This window comes from Castellaniella sp., from assembly GCF_034674885.1.
Taxonomy (GTDB): Bacteria; Pseudomonadota; Gammaproteobacteria; order Burkholderiales; family Burkholderiaceae_B; genus Castellaniella.
Genome location: NZ_JAUCDS010000001.1, coordinates 163,701 through 176,770, shown reverse-complemented (window position 1 = coordinate 176,770; position 13,070 = coordinate 163,701). Strand labels below are relative to the sequence as shown.

Genomic DNA, 13,070 nt, shown 5'->3' with positions numbered 1-13,070 from the left:
ACGATCTCCTTAGTCGTACATGCGGTAATCCACGTCAATATACGATGGATACCGGCCGCTTGGCGGTTTGGGGAATGGGGAACATGCCAGGATGCCCTTGCGCACGGCGTCGTCGAAACGAGGATCGCCTGAAGAGCGCGTCAGGTTGACGTCCTGCACCTGGCCGCTGGAGGCCAGGCGCGTGCGGAAGCTGGCAGTCGGGTTGCCCGAGCCGCTGCGCGGCGGGACGTTGTAGATGACGCCGGGTTGTACGCAGGCGCGGACCTTGGCGGCGTAGCCGTCGTTGCCGCCGCCCCCGCGCTGGTTGCGATCGGCGTTGCCGTTGGGGATGCCGGCTGCCTCCAGTGCCGCGCCGCGCATGGCGGCCTTCAGGGCCTCGCGCTTGGCGGCGGCTTCTTTGGCGGCTTTTTCCTTGGCGGCCTTGTCGGCCGCCGCTTTTTCGGCGGCTGCCTTGGCTGCCTTTTCCTGGGCTGCCTTTTCGGCTGCGGCTTTTTCAGCAGCCGCCTTGTCTTTGGCGGCCTGTTCCTTGGCTGCGTGTTCTTTTGCTGCTTTGTCTGCGGCGGCTTTTTCTTGGGCTGCTTTTTCAGCGGCTGCCTTGTCGGCTGCTGCCTTGTCGGCTGCTGCCTTTTCGGCAGCCGCTTTTTCTGCTGCGGCTTTCTCTGCAGCCGCCTTGGCGGCTTTTTCCTTGGCCGCCTTGTCAGCGGCTTCCTTTGCGGCCTTTTCCTTGGCGGCTTGTTCCTGAGCCAGGCGTTCTGCTTCTTCCCGGGCCTTGCGTTCCTTGGCCAGCGCGATTTCGGCGTCTGCCTGGGCTTTGGCGGCCGCAGCGGCGCGCGCCTGGGCCTCCGCCAGCTGTTGGGCCTGCTGGGCGGCTGCGGCCTGGCGCGCGGCTTCGGCCTGGGCGGCCTCTTCGGCGGCCTTCTGGGCGCTGTCGTCGGGTTTCGGAGGTTCCGGAGTCGGTTCCGGCTGCTCTTGAGGCGGGACCTCTTCCGGTTGTTCCTGGGGCGGGGCGGCTTCGGCCACCGTGCCCTTGGCCCAGAGTTCCACCTGAACCGGGCCCGAATTGTCGGGAGCCGAGGAAAAACCCAGGACCATCAGCAGGATCAGCAGGCCGTGCGCCACCAGGGACAGGATCAGGCCGTGCCGATCGTCGCGTCCGTCGGGCTGCCCTTCGGAGTCGGTGAAGCGATCAAACCATGTCATTGGGCGGAAATCCTGCCGGGGTGTGCGTCACTGGCGGCTGCCCGGCGCGTTCTGATTGACGAGCAGGCCGAGTTTCGCAACACCGCCGTTGCGCAGCTGGTCCATGACCTGCATCACGGATTCGTAGGGTACCTTGCCGTCGGCCGAGATCACCACCGGTGTCTCGGGTGTGGCGGCGGCACGGACTTCGGCCAGCAGATTGGCCTTGTCCACGGGGCGGAACGAAGCGCCGCCCTCGCGCAGGCGCATCGACAGCGCGCCCTGGGCGTCGATCTGGACTTCGATGGGCTGGACGGGAACGTCGGACGCCGTGCCTACGGAGGGCAATTCGATCTGGCCCGGGGTGATCATGGGGGCGGTCACCATGAAAATGACCAGCAGGACCAGCATGACGTCGATGTAGGGTACGACGTTGATGTCGTTTTTCATCCGCCGTTCGCGACGGCCGCTTAGAGAGGTCATCTCAGTGCACCTGGCGTTGCAGAATGTTCAGGAATTCTTCCACGAAGCTTTCAAAGCGGATCGACAGGCGATCGATCTGGTTCGTGTAGCGGTTGTATGCCAGCACGGCCGGAATGGCGGCGAACAGACCGATGGCGGTGGCGATCAGGGCTTCGGCGATGCCGGGCGCCACGGCCGCCAGCGTAGCCTGTTGCATGGTGGACAGGCCCATGAAGGCGTGCATGATCCCCCAGACCGTGCCCAGCAGGCCGATGTAGGGGCTGACGGAGCCCGTGGAAGCCAGGAAGTTGAGGTGGGATTCCAGGCTGTCCATTTCTCGCTGGAAGGCCGCCTTCATGGCGCGGCGCGGGGCGTCCAGCAGGGTGTCGCCCCGGCTGGAAGAACGTCGGGCCTTCACGAATTCCGTCATGCCGGCATCGAAGATGCGGGCCAGTGCGCCGTGTTCGTTGCGGCGGCTGGCAATGGCCTGTTGCAGTACCGTCAGGTCGCCGCCGGCCCAGAAGTCGTCTTCGAAGCGCCGGGTCTGCTCGTCGGCGCGCCGCAACGCGGCCCGCTTGCTGAAGATGTAGGTCCAGGACAGGACCGAAGCGCCCAGCAGGATCAACATGACGATCTGCACGGGAAGACTGGCGTTGCCGATCAGGGACAGCAGCGACAAATCGCTAGAGGCTTGCATGGTTAATGAAGGGCCTTGTTCAAAAGATCCCGCAGAGTGGGGGACAGACGGATGGGTTTGAAGGTCGTGGCGTGCACGGTGCAGATTTGGACCGTGGCCGAGGCGAGAAGTTCGCCGCCGCGCATCGCCTGCTGCTGGAACACCAGGGTCGATGCCCGTAGATCAGCGACGGTGGTGCGGATGTCGATCTGATCGTCCAGACGGGCCGGTTGCCGATAGGCAATGTCCGCATGTCTGACCACAAACATCATCTGTTCCCGGGCTGCTAGTTCGCGTTGATCGACTCCGAGCGCCCGCAGCCATTCGGTGCGGCCGCGCTCGAAAAATTTCAGGTAGTTCGCGTAGTACACGACTCCACCGGTATCGGTGTCCTCGTAATATACGCGAATGGACAGGTCGCCGGAAGCGTTGGCGGGTATCGGGCTCATTTTTTCGTTAAGCCGTGTGACATGTCGGGTTCAAAGGGCCGCCAGCGCGTCGAGGATGTGGGCGAGCGCGTCGGCGGGCGCGATGCGTTGCGCTTCGGTGTCCCGGCGCGTCTGGATCTCGACGATGCCGTCTTTCAGGCCGCGATCCCCCAGCGTCACCCTCAGCGGCACGCCGATCAGTTCCCAGTCGGCGAACATGATACCGGGCCGGACGTCGCGGTCGTCCAAAATGACGTCGATACCCTGCGCCTGCAGGTCCCGGTACAGGGATTCTGCGGCGTTGCGAACTGTTTCACTTTTGCCCAGGCCGATGGGGCACAGCACGACCTCGAATGGCGCCAGGGCGCGGGGCCAGATCATGCCGCGCTCGTCGTGGTTCTGCTCGATGGCGGCGGCCGCGATCCGGCTGATGCCGATGCCGTAGCAGCCCATTTGCAGCACGGCCGGCTTGCCGTCGGTTTCCAGGAAGGTGGCGTTCAGGGCGCGGGAATATTTGTCGCCCAGGAAGAAGACGTGGCCGACTTCGATGCCGCGCTGGATGGCCAGCGTGCCGCCCTGCGGGTCGGGGTCGCCCGCCACGACGTTGCGCAGGTCAGTCACCAGGGCGGGTTCCGGCAGGTCGCGGCCCCAGTTCACGCCGCTCAGGTGGTAGCCGGCCTCGTTGGCGCCGCAGACGAAATCGCCCATGTGCGCGACTGTGCGGTCGGCGATCACCGTAACGGCAGCATTCAGGCCGACGGGCCCCAGATAGCCCGGCGTGCAGCCGAACGCTGCCTGGATTTCGGCTTCGGTGGCCAGGCGGTAACCATCCTGGAAGCCGGGCAGCTTGCCGACCTTGATCTCGTTGGTCTCGTGGTCGCCGCGAATCAGCAGCAGCCACAGGCGCGCGGGGCCGTCGGCCGGATCGGTCGCCAGCACCACCGATTTCACCGTGCGCGACAGGGGCAGCCCCAGCTGGTCGGCGACGATCTCGCATTTGGGAGCGTCGGGCGTGGCGCGCTTCTCCAGCGCCTCGCGCGCCGGTTCGCGGGCCGGCAGCAGGCAGGGCGCATCCGCCAATTCGATGTTGGCGGCGTACTCGGAATCGGGGTTGTAGACGATCAGGTCCTCGCCCGTGTCGGCGATGACCTGGAATTCATGGCTGCGCGAACCGCCGATGGACCCGGTGTCCGCTGCCACTGCCCGGAAGGTCAGGCCCAGGCGGGTGAAGATGCGCTGGTAGGCGGCGTACATGACGTCGTAGCTGGCCAGGGCGCCGGCCTCGTCGCGGTCGAAGGAATAGGCGTCCTTCATGGTGAATTCGCGCCCGCGCATCAAGCCGAAACGGGGCCGGCGCTCGTCGCGGAACTTCGTCTGGATGTGGTAGAAGTTCAGCGGCAGCTGGCGCCAGCTGTGGATTTCATTGCGGGCGATGTCGGTGATGACTTCTTCGGACGTGGGCTGCAGGACGAAATCGCGCTGGTGGCGGTCCTTGATGCGCAGCAGTTCGGCGCCGTATTGTTCCCAGCGACCGGATTCCTGCCACAGTTCGGCCGGCTGCACGACCGGCATCAGCAGCTCGATGGCGCCGGCGCTGTTCATTTCCTCGCGCACGATGGCCTCGATCTTGCGCAGCACCTTCAGGCCCAGAGGCATGTAGGTGTAGATGCCGCCGGCGATCTTGCGGATCATGCCGGCTCGCGTCATCAGCTGGTGGCTGACGACTTCGGCTTCTGCAGGGGCTTCTTTCAGGGTGTTCAGGTGGTACTTGCTGGCGTGCATGGTAGGGATTCCGCTGGGTACGTATAATCGATGGTAATTGTATTGAATTCACAACCGAGGTGGCCCCATGTTGGATCGCGAAGGCTACCGCCCCAATGTCGGCATCATTCTCGTGAACCAGAAAAACGAGGTTTTCTGGGGTAAACGCATCCGCGAGCACGCGTGGCAATTTCCGCAGGGCGGCATCAAACACGGCGAAACTCCCGTGCAGGCGATGTACCGAGAACTTCACGAGGAAACCGGCCTGCAGGCCGAACATGTCCGCATCCTGGGGCGTACCCGAGACTGGTTGCGCTATACCGTGCCCGATCATTACGTGCGCCGCGAATTGCGCGGCCACTACAAAGGCCAGAAGCAGATCTGGTTTCTGCTGCGCATGGTAGGGCGAGACAGCGATGTCTCGCTGCGGGCGACCGATACGCCCGAATTCGACGCCTGGCGCTGGAACGCCTACTGGGTGCCGCTGGATGCCGTGATCGAATTCAAACGCGAGGTCTACACCCTGGCGCTCAATGAACTGTCCGGCCTGCTGTTCCGGCGTGGGCGGGAAAACCGGTATTTGCGTCATCGTGGGCATCGCGGTACCGTACAGCCCAGCCCGTCTCCGGCCGCGCCGGAGGGGCACTCCTCCCAGTCCTCTTCCTAGGGTAGACCGCATGCTCGAAGATCTCGACGCCTTATCCCGACGTATCCAGACGGTCGTGCAGCTTGCCCAGAACCTGCAGGCCGAACGCCGCGCCCTGAAGGCCCGGATCCAGCAACTGGAACAGGAATGCCAGACGCTCAAATCCCAGCAGGCCCAGGAACACGACGAATTCGCCCGCATGTCCGAGCGCATGTCCCGTCACGACCAGGAACTGCAGGCCGTGCGCGACGAAACCGCCCAGGCCCGCCAGACGCTGGAAACCCAGCTGCAGGACCACCAGTCGCGTTCCGAATCCCTGCAGCAGCGCCTGTCCACGGCGCAGGCTGACTACGACCGGCTGCGCACGGCGGCCAGCGGCGCCCAGCAACAGATTGATCTCATCCTAGAACGCCTGCCCGGCGCGGAGGCCTGATCCATGGAACGTGTCGATGTATCCATTCTGGGGCGCGATTATTCGCTGGCGTGTCCTCCCCAGGAAAAAGACGCCCTGCTGGCGGCAGTGCGCCAGGTCGATCAGCGCATGCTCGCCATCAAGGGCAGCGGCAAGATCGTCAGCAACGAGCGCATTGCCGTGATGGCCGCTATCCAGATCGCCAACGAGCTTTTGACGCTGCGCGCGCCGGACGGTCCCCTCAGCCAACTTGCCGTGGGGGATTTCAGGGGTAAAATTGATGCCATGAACCGCATGCTCGACACCGTATCGGACGATGCTGTTTGACCCGTTTTTCCGGACGCCTCCCCGGCATCCGGCTGATTAAGTCCCTGCCGTGTTCGAGACATGGCCATACATTCCTTGAACCAATGCTAATTGGCATCGGTTGCCGGATTGGCAGATAGGCGTGCTACCTTTATTTGGATAGCCCGAAGGCTGACTGAAGGCGACCACCGTGAACCTCCGGTTCCGGGATGCCGGCCTAGACGGCACAGGCGGGGCATTTACAAAGAGTCCGTCGTGGTAACACGACGGACTTTTGTTGGTAGTTCTTTGCAAGTATCCTGCAGGCTTCTGGCCACCACGCTGGTGGCGCCCACAGGAATCCTCATATGACCCATCATGTCTCGTTTCGCACGCCGCTGATAGCCGGCCTGGTGCTGGGCGTTACCTTGGCCTTGGCACCCTTGGCCCAAGCCCACTCACACGACCCGGCGCAGTCCCGCCAGGACCGTCCGCAGGCGACGCTGTCGGCGCAGGCCAGCGCGGAAGTGCCGCAGGACACGGTGCAGGTCACGCTGGCCGCCGAGGTATCCGGCGCCTCTCAGTCCCAGGTGTCCGATCAGTTGAACAGCCGCCTGGACGAGGTCATGAAGCAGGCCAAGGGCCATGACGGCATCCAGGCGCGCAGCGGCAGCTATCGCATCTGGCCCATGACGGATCGGGATGGCCGCATTTCAGAATGGCGGGGACATGCCGAAATCCTGCTCGACTCGCAGGATTTTCCGGCGGCCTCGAAGCTGGCGGCCCAACTGGCCGACCGCATGCCGATTGCCGGGATGGCGTTTTCAGTCTCGCGGGAACGCCAGGCAGCGGAGGAACAGAAGCTGCTGCAGCAGGCCGTCAAGGCCTTCCAGGATCGCGCCCAGGCCCTGACCCAGGCCCTGGGGTTCAGCGCCTACCGGTTGCATCAGGTGGATTTGGGCGGCGCTGGCGAGGCCCCGGCGCCCATGCCGCGCATGATGATGAGCGCGATGGCGGCAGACAAGGTCGCCGCCCCCATCGAGGGCGGGCGCCAGACGCTCAGCGTGTCGGTGCAGGGGACGATCGTCCTGCTGCCCGCAGGAACAGCCACAGGCCAATGAGCACCATGGGGATGGACAGGATCTGCCCCATCGACAGGCCGCCTGCCAGCAGCCCCAGGAAATCGTCGGGTTCGCGGGTGAATTCCACCAGGAACCGGAAGACGCCGTAACCCATCAGGAAGACGGCGCTGATCTGCCCCATGGGGCGGGGTTTGCGGGCGAACCACCAGACCAGGGCGAACAGCGCGAATCCTTCCAGCCCCATTTCGTACAGTTGCGATGGATGGCGCGGCGTGTTGTCGTGAGCGCCCGGAAAGATCATGCCCCAGGGCAGGTCGGTGGGTCGACCCCAGAGTTCGCCATTGATGAAGTTGCCCAGCCGCCCGGCCGCCAGGCCCAGGGGGATCAGGGGGGCGATGAAGTCGCCGATGGCCAGCAGGTGCTGGCCACGCTTGCGGGCGAAGAACAGCATCGCCAGGATCACGCCCAGCAGGCCGCCGTGAAACGACATGCCGCCCTGCCAGACCTCGAAGATCGAGAGCGGGTGGGCCAGGTAGTCGTCGAATTTGTAGAACAGCACGTAGCCCAGTCGCCCACCCAGCACGACGCCCAGCACGCCGTAGAAAATGATGTCTTCCAGGTCGCGCAGGGTCAGCCCGTTGGGGTGGTGCTGGATGCGCCAGCGGCCCAGCAGCCAGGCCAGGGCGAAGCCGGCCAGGTACATCAGGCCATACCAATGAATGGCCACTGGGCCAAGCTGCAGCGCAATGGGGTCGATATGGGGGTAAGGCATGGAGAACACCGGCAGACAGGACAATCAAGGATAATACCGTGATCGGTCTGATGGGGGTGACAGCCACGCCATGCAATATCGTCGCACAATGATCCGGATCGCCCGCATCGGGGCACTCTCCGGCCTGCTTACGCTGACAGTCGGCTCGGCCCTGGCCGCCGGGCCTGTGGTCGCCGGCGGCCAGGCGCTGGCCAGCCAGCGCCAGTGCCTGGGGTGCCACCAGGTCGACGCCCGGCGGGTCGGGCCGCCTTTTCGCGCCATTGCGCAGCGTTTCCAGGGGCAGCCGCAGGCGGCGCAGTACCTGGCGCAGGCGATACGCAATGGCAGCAGCGGCCAGTGGGGGGCGATCCCCATGCCCGCGCAACCGCGGCTGTCCGATGCCGATGCGATGCGCCTGGCGCAGTGGATCTTGTCCCTGTCCGAATCGAAACAGCCCTGACGCACTGGCTGCGCGGGGGTATCCTGGATACGAGCGTTCAATGGATGATCGGGAGGCAAATATGGAACAGGCGATCGTCGGCGGCGGGTGCTTCTGGTGCCTGGAACCGGTGTTTCGAGCGCTACCGGGCGTGCATGACGTGCAGCCGGGATATTGTGGCGGACACGTCGATCACCCGACGTATGACCAGGTGTGCCGACAGGATACCGGCCACGTCGAAGTCGTGCAGGTGGATTTCGACCCGGATCGGGTCAGCTACCGTACCTTGCTGGAGGTCTTCTTCGGCACGCATGATCCGACCACGCCCGATCGTCAGGGGCATGACGTCGGTCCCCAGTATGCATCGGTCGTTTTCTATCGGGACGATGCCCAGCGCGACGTTGCCCAGGCCGTGCGCGACGATGCGCAGGTGCATTTCGATGCCCCCATCTGTACCCGGATCGAGGCGGCCGGCAGGTTCTGGCCGGCCGAGGCCCTGCATCGTGAATATTTCCAACGCCATCCCGAACAGGGTTATTGCCAGTTCGTGATCGCGCCGAAAATGGCGAAATTCCGCCAGCGCTACGCCCACCTGCTGGCGGGCTGATCAATCTTTCTGGCAGCGCGTACAGACGGCACGCAGTTCGGTTTCGTGGCCGTCCAGCGCAAAGCCGGCTTTGGCCACGCAGTCGGCCAGGCGCCGGCTGAGCGCCGGGTCGCTCAATTCGGCGACGTTGCCGCAGCGGGTGCAGACGATCAGCAGGTCGTGCGGTTCGCCGCCGGCATCGGTGCAGGCCGACCAGGCGTTGATGGCGTCCAGGCGGTGAATCAGGCCCTGGGCCGTCAGGAAATCCAGTGCGCGGTACACCGTAGGGGGGGCCGCGCCTGGCTGGGCGGTGCGCAGGGCATCCAGCAGTTCGTAGGCTTTCAGGCTGCCAGGGTGTCGCAACAGGGTCTCCAGCACCAGCCGGCGCAAGGGCGTCAGCCGCGAACCGCGCTGGGTGCAGAGCTGTTCCGCCGTCTGCAGACGCTGGGCGATGGCGGACGCTGAGTGAGAATGGGCCTTGGTCGTCATGATGGTTATGTTATAACATAACGAACTTTCTTCGTTGCCACCACCCATGCCGCGCTTTCGCCCCTTGTCCCGATCCGACCATTACCGGGGATCTTCCTTGTTGCTATCGGCTGCGTGCCGGATGCGGCGCGTTGCGTGGGCGGTGTTGCTGTTGTGGGCGCTGACCGGGTGGGCGCTGCAATGGTGGTAGATCATGGGGTCGGTGGTTCCTGCTCCGTGCATGGGGGGCAGGGAGTGGCCTCGGGGCAGGGCGCGCCCGCGATCGAACTGCAGCAGGTCTGGCTGGGCTGGCGTGACCGTATCGCCGTGCGCGACGCCTGCGGCACGTTTTCCCAGGGCGCGCTGACGGCGGTGGTCGGCCCCAATGGCGCCGGAAAATCCACGCTGATCAAGGCGCTCACGGGGCGGCTCAGCCCGGCTCGAGGGCACATCCGCATCGATCCCGATCTGGGGCGCAGCCTGGCCTGCCTGCCGCAGGCTGCGGAACTGGATCTGGACTTCCCCATCAGCACCTTCGACATGGTGGCGCTGGGGGCCTGGCATCGGGTGGGCGCCTGGCGCGGGCTGGATTCCGCAGGCCGGGACGCCGTGGAATCTGCTTTGCAGACGGTCGGGCTGTCGGGTTTCGGCCACCAGCCGGTGAATACGCTATCGGGCGGGCAATTGCGCCGAGCCCTGTTTGCCCGGCTGATGTTGCGCGATGCCCGGGTGATCCTGCTGGACGAGCCCTTTGCCGCCGTGGACCGGGCGACAACCGACGACCTGCTGGTCCTGCTGCATCAGTGGCACGGAGAGGGCCGTACCGTGATCGCCGTTCTGCATGATCTGGAAATGGTGCGCCAGCATTTCCCCGAATCGCTGCTGCTGGCCGGACAGGTCGTGGACTGGGGGCCCAGCGATCGGGTGCTGAGCGCCGCCAATCTGCATCTGGCGCGTCATCTGTGCGCCGGGGGGCTGTCATGATGCACGCCTGGGATCTGCTGGTGCAGCCCTTCGTCGATTTCGGCTTCATGCGCCGGGCGCTGGCCGGGTCCTGGGCGCTCGCCTTTGCGGCGGGCCCCCTGGGCGTGTTTCTGGTGCTGCGGCGCATGAGCCTGATGGGCGATGCCATGGCGCATGCCATCTTGCCGGGGGTCGCGGTGGGGTTCCTGACCGCCGGCCTGTCGATGACCGCCATGACGGTGGGCGGCCTGGTCACGGGTGTGATCGTCGCCGTGCTGGCCGGGCTGATCTCCCGCCTGACGCCTCTGCGTGAAGACGCCAGCTTTGCCGCGTTCTACCTGGTGTCCCTGGGCTTGGGAGTGCTGCTGGTATCGCTGAAGGGCACCAACCTGGATCTGATCCACGTGCTGTTTGGCACGGTGCTGGGCCTGAGCACCGCCGCACTGCTGTTGGTGACGCTGGTCAGCAGCGTGACCCTGCTGGCCCTGGCGGGCATGTTCCGGGTGTTGGTCACAGAATGCCTGGACCCCCTGTTTCTGCGCACCGAAGGCAGGATCGGCGCCTGGGCACACATGGGATTCCTGTTGCTGCTGGTGCTGAACCTGGTGGCCGGCTTCCAGGTGCTGGGTACGCTGATGGTGGTGGGCATCATGATGCTGCCCGCCACGGCGGCCCGGTTCTGGGTACGCTCGGTCGGGGCCCAGATGGTGCTGGCTGCCATTCTGGGCGCGTTGGCGTCCTATGTCGGTCTGTTGGTGTCGTATTACGCAGACGTCGCGGCTTCGCCGGCCATCATCCTGGCGGCGGGGGTGGCGCATTTTGTATCTGTCGCCGTCGGGCCCTACGGTGGTCTGTTGCAGACTGCCCGGCAGATCCGGGCGCGGCGGGCCCGCCTGCTGCAATCCATGGAGAATGACCATGCTTGAGTTCTGGCGTCGCCTGAGCGTTGCCCTGTTGCTGTGCCTGGCCTGGGGGGGCATGGCACATGCGCAGGATGCAGCCGTCAGTGCGCAGGCCTCTGCGCCACCGGCCCGCCTGCAGGTGGTGGCCTCGTTTTCCATCCTGGCGGATATGGTGCGGGTGGTCGGTGGCGATGACATCCATCTGGACGTGCTGGTGGGGCCGATGCGCGATGCACATACTTTCGAGCCCAGTCCCAGGGATGTCCGCACGCTGGGCGCTGCCCAGGTGCTGGTGGTCAATGGTCTGGGCTTCGAGGCCTGGCTGCCGCGCCTGCTGGATGCGGCGGGCTTCAAGGGGCAGACGATCGCGGCGTCCCGGGGCGTGACGCCGCGCCACCTGAGCGAAGAGCACGCCGCGCAGGCCGACGCCGAAGAGCACGATCACGCGCACGAGGCCGGCGCGGTCGATCCCCATGCCTGGCAGGACCTGGCCAATGGCGTGCAGTATGTGCAGAACATCGCCCAGGGGTTGGCCCAGGCCGATCCGGCGCATGGGTCGGCGTATTTCGCCCGGGCGGACGCCTACATCCAGCAGTTGCGTGAAACCGATGCCCATTGGCGTGAACAACTGGCCGCCGTGCCTCGGGACCACCGGGTTCTGGCGACCTCGCACGATGCCTTCGGCTATTTCGGAGCTGCATACGGCGTCCGCATACTGTCTTTGGTCGGGATTTCCAGCGAGGCCGAACCATCGGCCCGCGCCATGGCCAGTCTGCTGAATCAGGTCCGTGCGCAACACGTCAGCGCCGTTTTCCTGGAGCATGGCAGCGGTTCCCAGGCCTTGCGCCAGCTGGCCGCCGAGGCCGGCGTCACCCTGGGCGGTTCGCTATACGCCGATACCCTGGACAAACCCGGCCATGAAGCCTCGACCTATCTGGGCATGTTTCGCTGGAACACGCAGCAACTGCTGGCAGCCTGGCAGCGGAACCCGCAGGCGCAGTAGCCCGTTTGGGGCCGGCGTGCCTGGTCGGCCGGTCAGCGCTGCGGATCGGGTGTGTCGTCCCGGGTCTTGCGCCGTGCGCGGGGATGCGCCTGATCGTAGCTGGCGGCCAGGTGCTGGAAATCCAGTCGGGTGTAGATCTGGGTGGTGGCGATGTTCGCGTGCCCCAGCAGTTCCTGCACTGCGCGCAGGTCCTGCGCCGATTGCAGCAGGTGGCTGGCGAAGCTGTGCCGCAGGCTGTGGGGGTGGATATGCATCGGCAGGCCGACGCGCTGGGCCAGGGCCTGCAGTTGCAGTTGCACGACGCGTGGGCTGATGCGGCGGCCACGTGCGCCCAGGAACAGCGCAGCCCGGGTGTCGGCATCCGGATCTGGGGACAGCAGCTGACCGCGCACGGTCAGCCAGGCCTGCAGGGCGTCGATGGCATGCTGCCCCAGGGGCACGGCCCGCGTCTTGCGGCCTTTGCCCCGGACGAGCGCCTCGCGTTCAGCCAGCTGGATCCAGCTGTGCGAGGCATATCCCGGTTCGCGCAGCGGCTGCCAGTCCAGCCCGACCAGTTCCGACAGACGCAGGCCGCTGGAATACAGGACCTCGAACATGGCCATGTCGCGTTTTTCGATGGGCGAGTCGGCTGGCGGCAGGCTGGTGCGGTCCAACAGCGCCTGGGCCTGATCGACAGACAGGGCCTTGGGGAGGCTGTGAGGAATGCGGGGCGCCCGCACGCCTTGGGCCGGATTGCGGTGCAGGTCGGCATGCGGCGCGCGCCAGGCAAAATAAGTCCGCCAGGCCGACAGCGCCCTTGCCAGGCTGCGCGGCTGGTGCCCTTGGGCATGCAGGCGCCCCAGCGCCTGGCGGATGTGGAGTTCTTCCAGGGCGTCCAGGCCGATATCCGGGAAGCAGGTCTGCAGGGCCTGCAGGTCGCGCCGGTAGGCAGCGACCGTGTGGGGTGAATACCGTTGTCCGGCGCCCAGTTCGGTCAGCCAGGATTCTATGCGCTGGGTGTCGTCGGCGGACATGGCCCTGCCCGCCG

The 13,070-nt window shown here is 65.6% G+C and carries 17 protein-coding genes and 1 other RNA gene; 10 read left to right on the top strand and 8 right to left on the bottom strand.

What is annotated here, in order from left to right:
* Positions 1-9: 9 nt before the first annotated feature.
* From tolA to VDP74_RS00850, 5 genes are read right to left on the bottom strand one after another with little or no spacing between them, the layout of a single operon-like run.
* Positions 10-1,200 (bottom strand): cell envelope integrity protein TolA, encoded by a 1,191-nt coding sequence (gene tolA, locus VDP74_RS00870; RefSeq protein WP_322997713.1) that lies wholly within the window; start codon positions 1,198-1,200, stop codon positions 10-12.
* Positions 1,201-1,227: 27 nt separating this feature from the next.
* Positions 1,228-1,662: a protein TolR gene (gene tolR, locus VDP74_RS00865; protein ID WP_322997712.1), complete on the bottom strand. Its 435-nt coding sequence runs from the start codon at positions 1,660-1,662 to the stop codon at positions 1,228-1,230.
* A gap of 1 nt (position 1,663) precedes the next feature.
* Positions 1,664-2,338: a protein TolQ gene (tolQ, locus tag VDP74_RS00860; RefSeq protein ID WP_322997711.1), complete on the bottom strand. Its 675-nt coding sequence runs from the start codon at positions 2,336-2,338 to the stop codon at positions 1,664-1,666.
* A 2-nt stretch (positions 2,339-2,340) separates the two neighbouring features.
* Entirely contained in the window at positions 2,341-2,766 is a 426-nt protein-coding gene (ybgC, locus tag VDP74_RS00855; protein WP_322997710.1) for a tol-pal system-associated acyl-CoA thioesterase, read from the bottom strand.
* Positions 2,767-2,796: 30 nt separating this feature from the next.
* The gene (locus VDP74_RS00850) at positions 2,797-4,527 is read right to left on the bottom strand and encodes a proline--tRNA ligase (protein ID WP_322997709.1); all 1,731 of its coding nucleotides are present in this window, start codon (positions 4,525-4,527) and stop codon (positions 2,797-2,799) included.
* A gap of 67 nt (positions 4,528-4,594) precedes the next feature.
* On the opposite strand from VDP74_RS00850, the gene VDP74_RS00845 reads away from it, so the two are divergent.
* The 5 genes from VDP74_RS00845 (at position 4,595) to VDP74_RS00825 (ending at position 6,970) form a co-directional block, all read left to right on the top strand.
* The gene (locus VDP74_RS00845; protein WP_322997708.1) at positions 4,595-5,173 is read left to right on the top strand and encodes an RNA pyrophosphohydrolase; all 579 of its coding nucleotides are present in this window, start codon (positions 4,595-4,597) and stop codon (positions 5,171-5,173) included.
* Between the two features lie 10 nt (positions 5,174-5,183).
* On the top strand, positions 5,184-5,585 hold the full coding sequence (locus VDP74_RS00840; RefSeq protein ID WP_322997707.1) for a hypothetical protein: 402 nt from the start codon (positions 5,184-5,186) through the stop codon (positions 5,583-5,585).
* Positions 5,586-5,588: 3 nt separating this feature from the next.
* Positions 5,589-5,891 carry a cell division protein ZapA gene (locus VDP74_RS00835; protein WP_322997706.1) on the top strand — a complete coding sequence of 101 codons (303 nt, stop codon included), beginning with the start codon at positions 5,589-5,591 and terminating at the stop codon, positions 5,889-5,891.
* 38 nt (positions 5,892-5,929) lie between these two features.
* Positions 5,930-6,111, top strand: a non-coding RNA gene (ssrS, locus tag VDP74_RS00830) — 6S RNA.
* 106 nt (positions 6,112-6,217) lie between these two features.
* On the top strand, positions 6,218-6,970 hold the full coding sequence (locus VDP74_RS00825) for an SIMPL domain-containing protein (protein ID WP_322997705.1): 753 nt from the start codon (positions 6,218-6,220) through the stop codon (positions 6,968-6,970).
* On the opposite strand, the gene lgt is transcribed toward VDP74_RS00825, so the two are convergent.
* On the bottom strand, positions 6,909-7,703 hold the full coding sequence (gene lgt / locus VDP74_RS00820; protein ID WP_322997704.1) for a prolipoprotein diacylglyceryl transferase: 795 nt from the start codon (positions 7,701-7,703) through the stop codon (positions 6,909-6,911). The genes VDP74_RS00825 and lgt overlap by 62 nt on opposite strands.
* A gap of 70 nt (positions 7,704-7,773) precedes the next feature.
* Between lgt and VDP74_RS00815 the strand changes: the two genes are divergently transcribed.
* Both VDP74_RS00815 and msrA read left to right on the top strand, forming a co-directional pair.
* Positions 7,774-8,142: a c-type cytochrome gene (locus tag VDP74_RS00815; RefSeq protein ID WP_322997703.1), complete on the top strand. Its 369-nt coding sequence runs from the start codon at positions 7,774-7,776 to the stop codon at positions 8,140-8,142.
* A 61-nt stretch (positions 8,143-8,203) separates the two neighbouring features.
* Positions 8,204-8,728 (top strand): peptide-methionine (S)-S-oxide reductase MsrA, encoded by a 525-nt coding sequence (gene msrA, locus VDP74_RS00810; protein WP_322997702.1) that lies wholly within the window; start codon positions 8,204-8,206, stop codon positions 8,726-8,728.
* On the opposite strand, the gene VDP74_RS00805 is transcribed toward msrA, so the two are convergent.
* On the bottom strand, positions 8,729-9,196 hold the full coding sequence (locus VDP74_RS00805) for a Fur family transcriptional regulator (protein ID WP_322997701.1): 468 nt from the start codon (positions 9,194-9,196) through the stop codon (positions 8,729-8,731). It abuts the gene before it with no gap.
* Positions 9,197-9,376: 180 nt separating this feature from the next.
* Between VDP74_RS00805 and VDP74_RS00800 the strand changes: the two genes are divergently transcribed.
* The 3 genes from VDP74_RS00800 to VDP74_RS00790 are packed head-to-tail and all read left to right on the top strand — an operon-like array spanning position 9,377 to position 12,043.
* Positions 9,377-10,159 (top strand): ABC transporter ATP-binding protein, encoded by a 783-nt coding sequence (locus VDP74_RS00800; protein ID WP_322997700.1) that lies wholly within the window; start codon positions 9,377-9,379, stop codon positions 10,157-10,159.
* Positions 10,156-11,064: a metal ABC transporter permease gene (locus VDP74_RS00795; protein ID WP_416232906.1), complete on the top strand. Its 909-nt coding sequence runs from the start codon at positions 10,156-10,158 to the stop codon at positions 11,062-11,064. Before VDP74_RS00800 ends, VDP74_RS00795 begins: the two co-directional genes overlap by 4 nt.
* A gap of 52 nt (positions 11,065-11,116) precedes the next feature.
* A complete protein-coding gene (locus VDP74_RS00790) occupies positions 11,117-12,043 on the top strand; it encodes a metal ABC transporter solute-binding protein, Zn/Mn family (RefSeq protein ID WP_416232913.1) in 927 nt (308 codons plus the stop codon).
* A 32-nt stretch (positions 12,044-12,075) separates the two neighbouring features.
* On the opposite strand, the gene xerC is transcribed toward VDP74_RS00790, so the two are convergent.
* Entirely contained in the window at positions 12,076-13,056 is a 981-nt protein-coding gene (gene xerC, locus VDP74_RS00785) for a tyrosine recombinase XerC (protein WP_322997698.1), read from the bottom strand.
* Between the last annotated feature and the right edge of the window lie 14 nt (positions 13,057-13,070).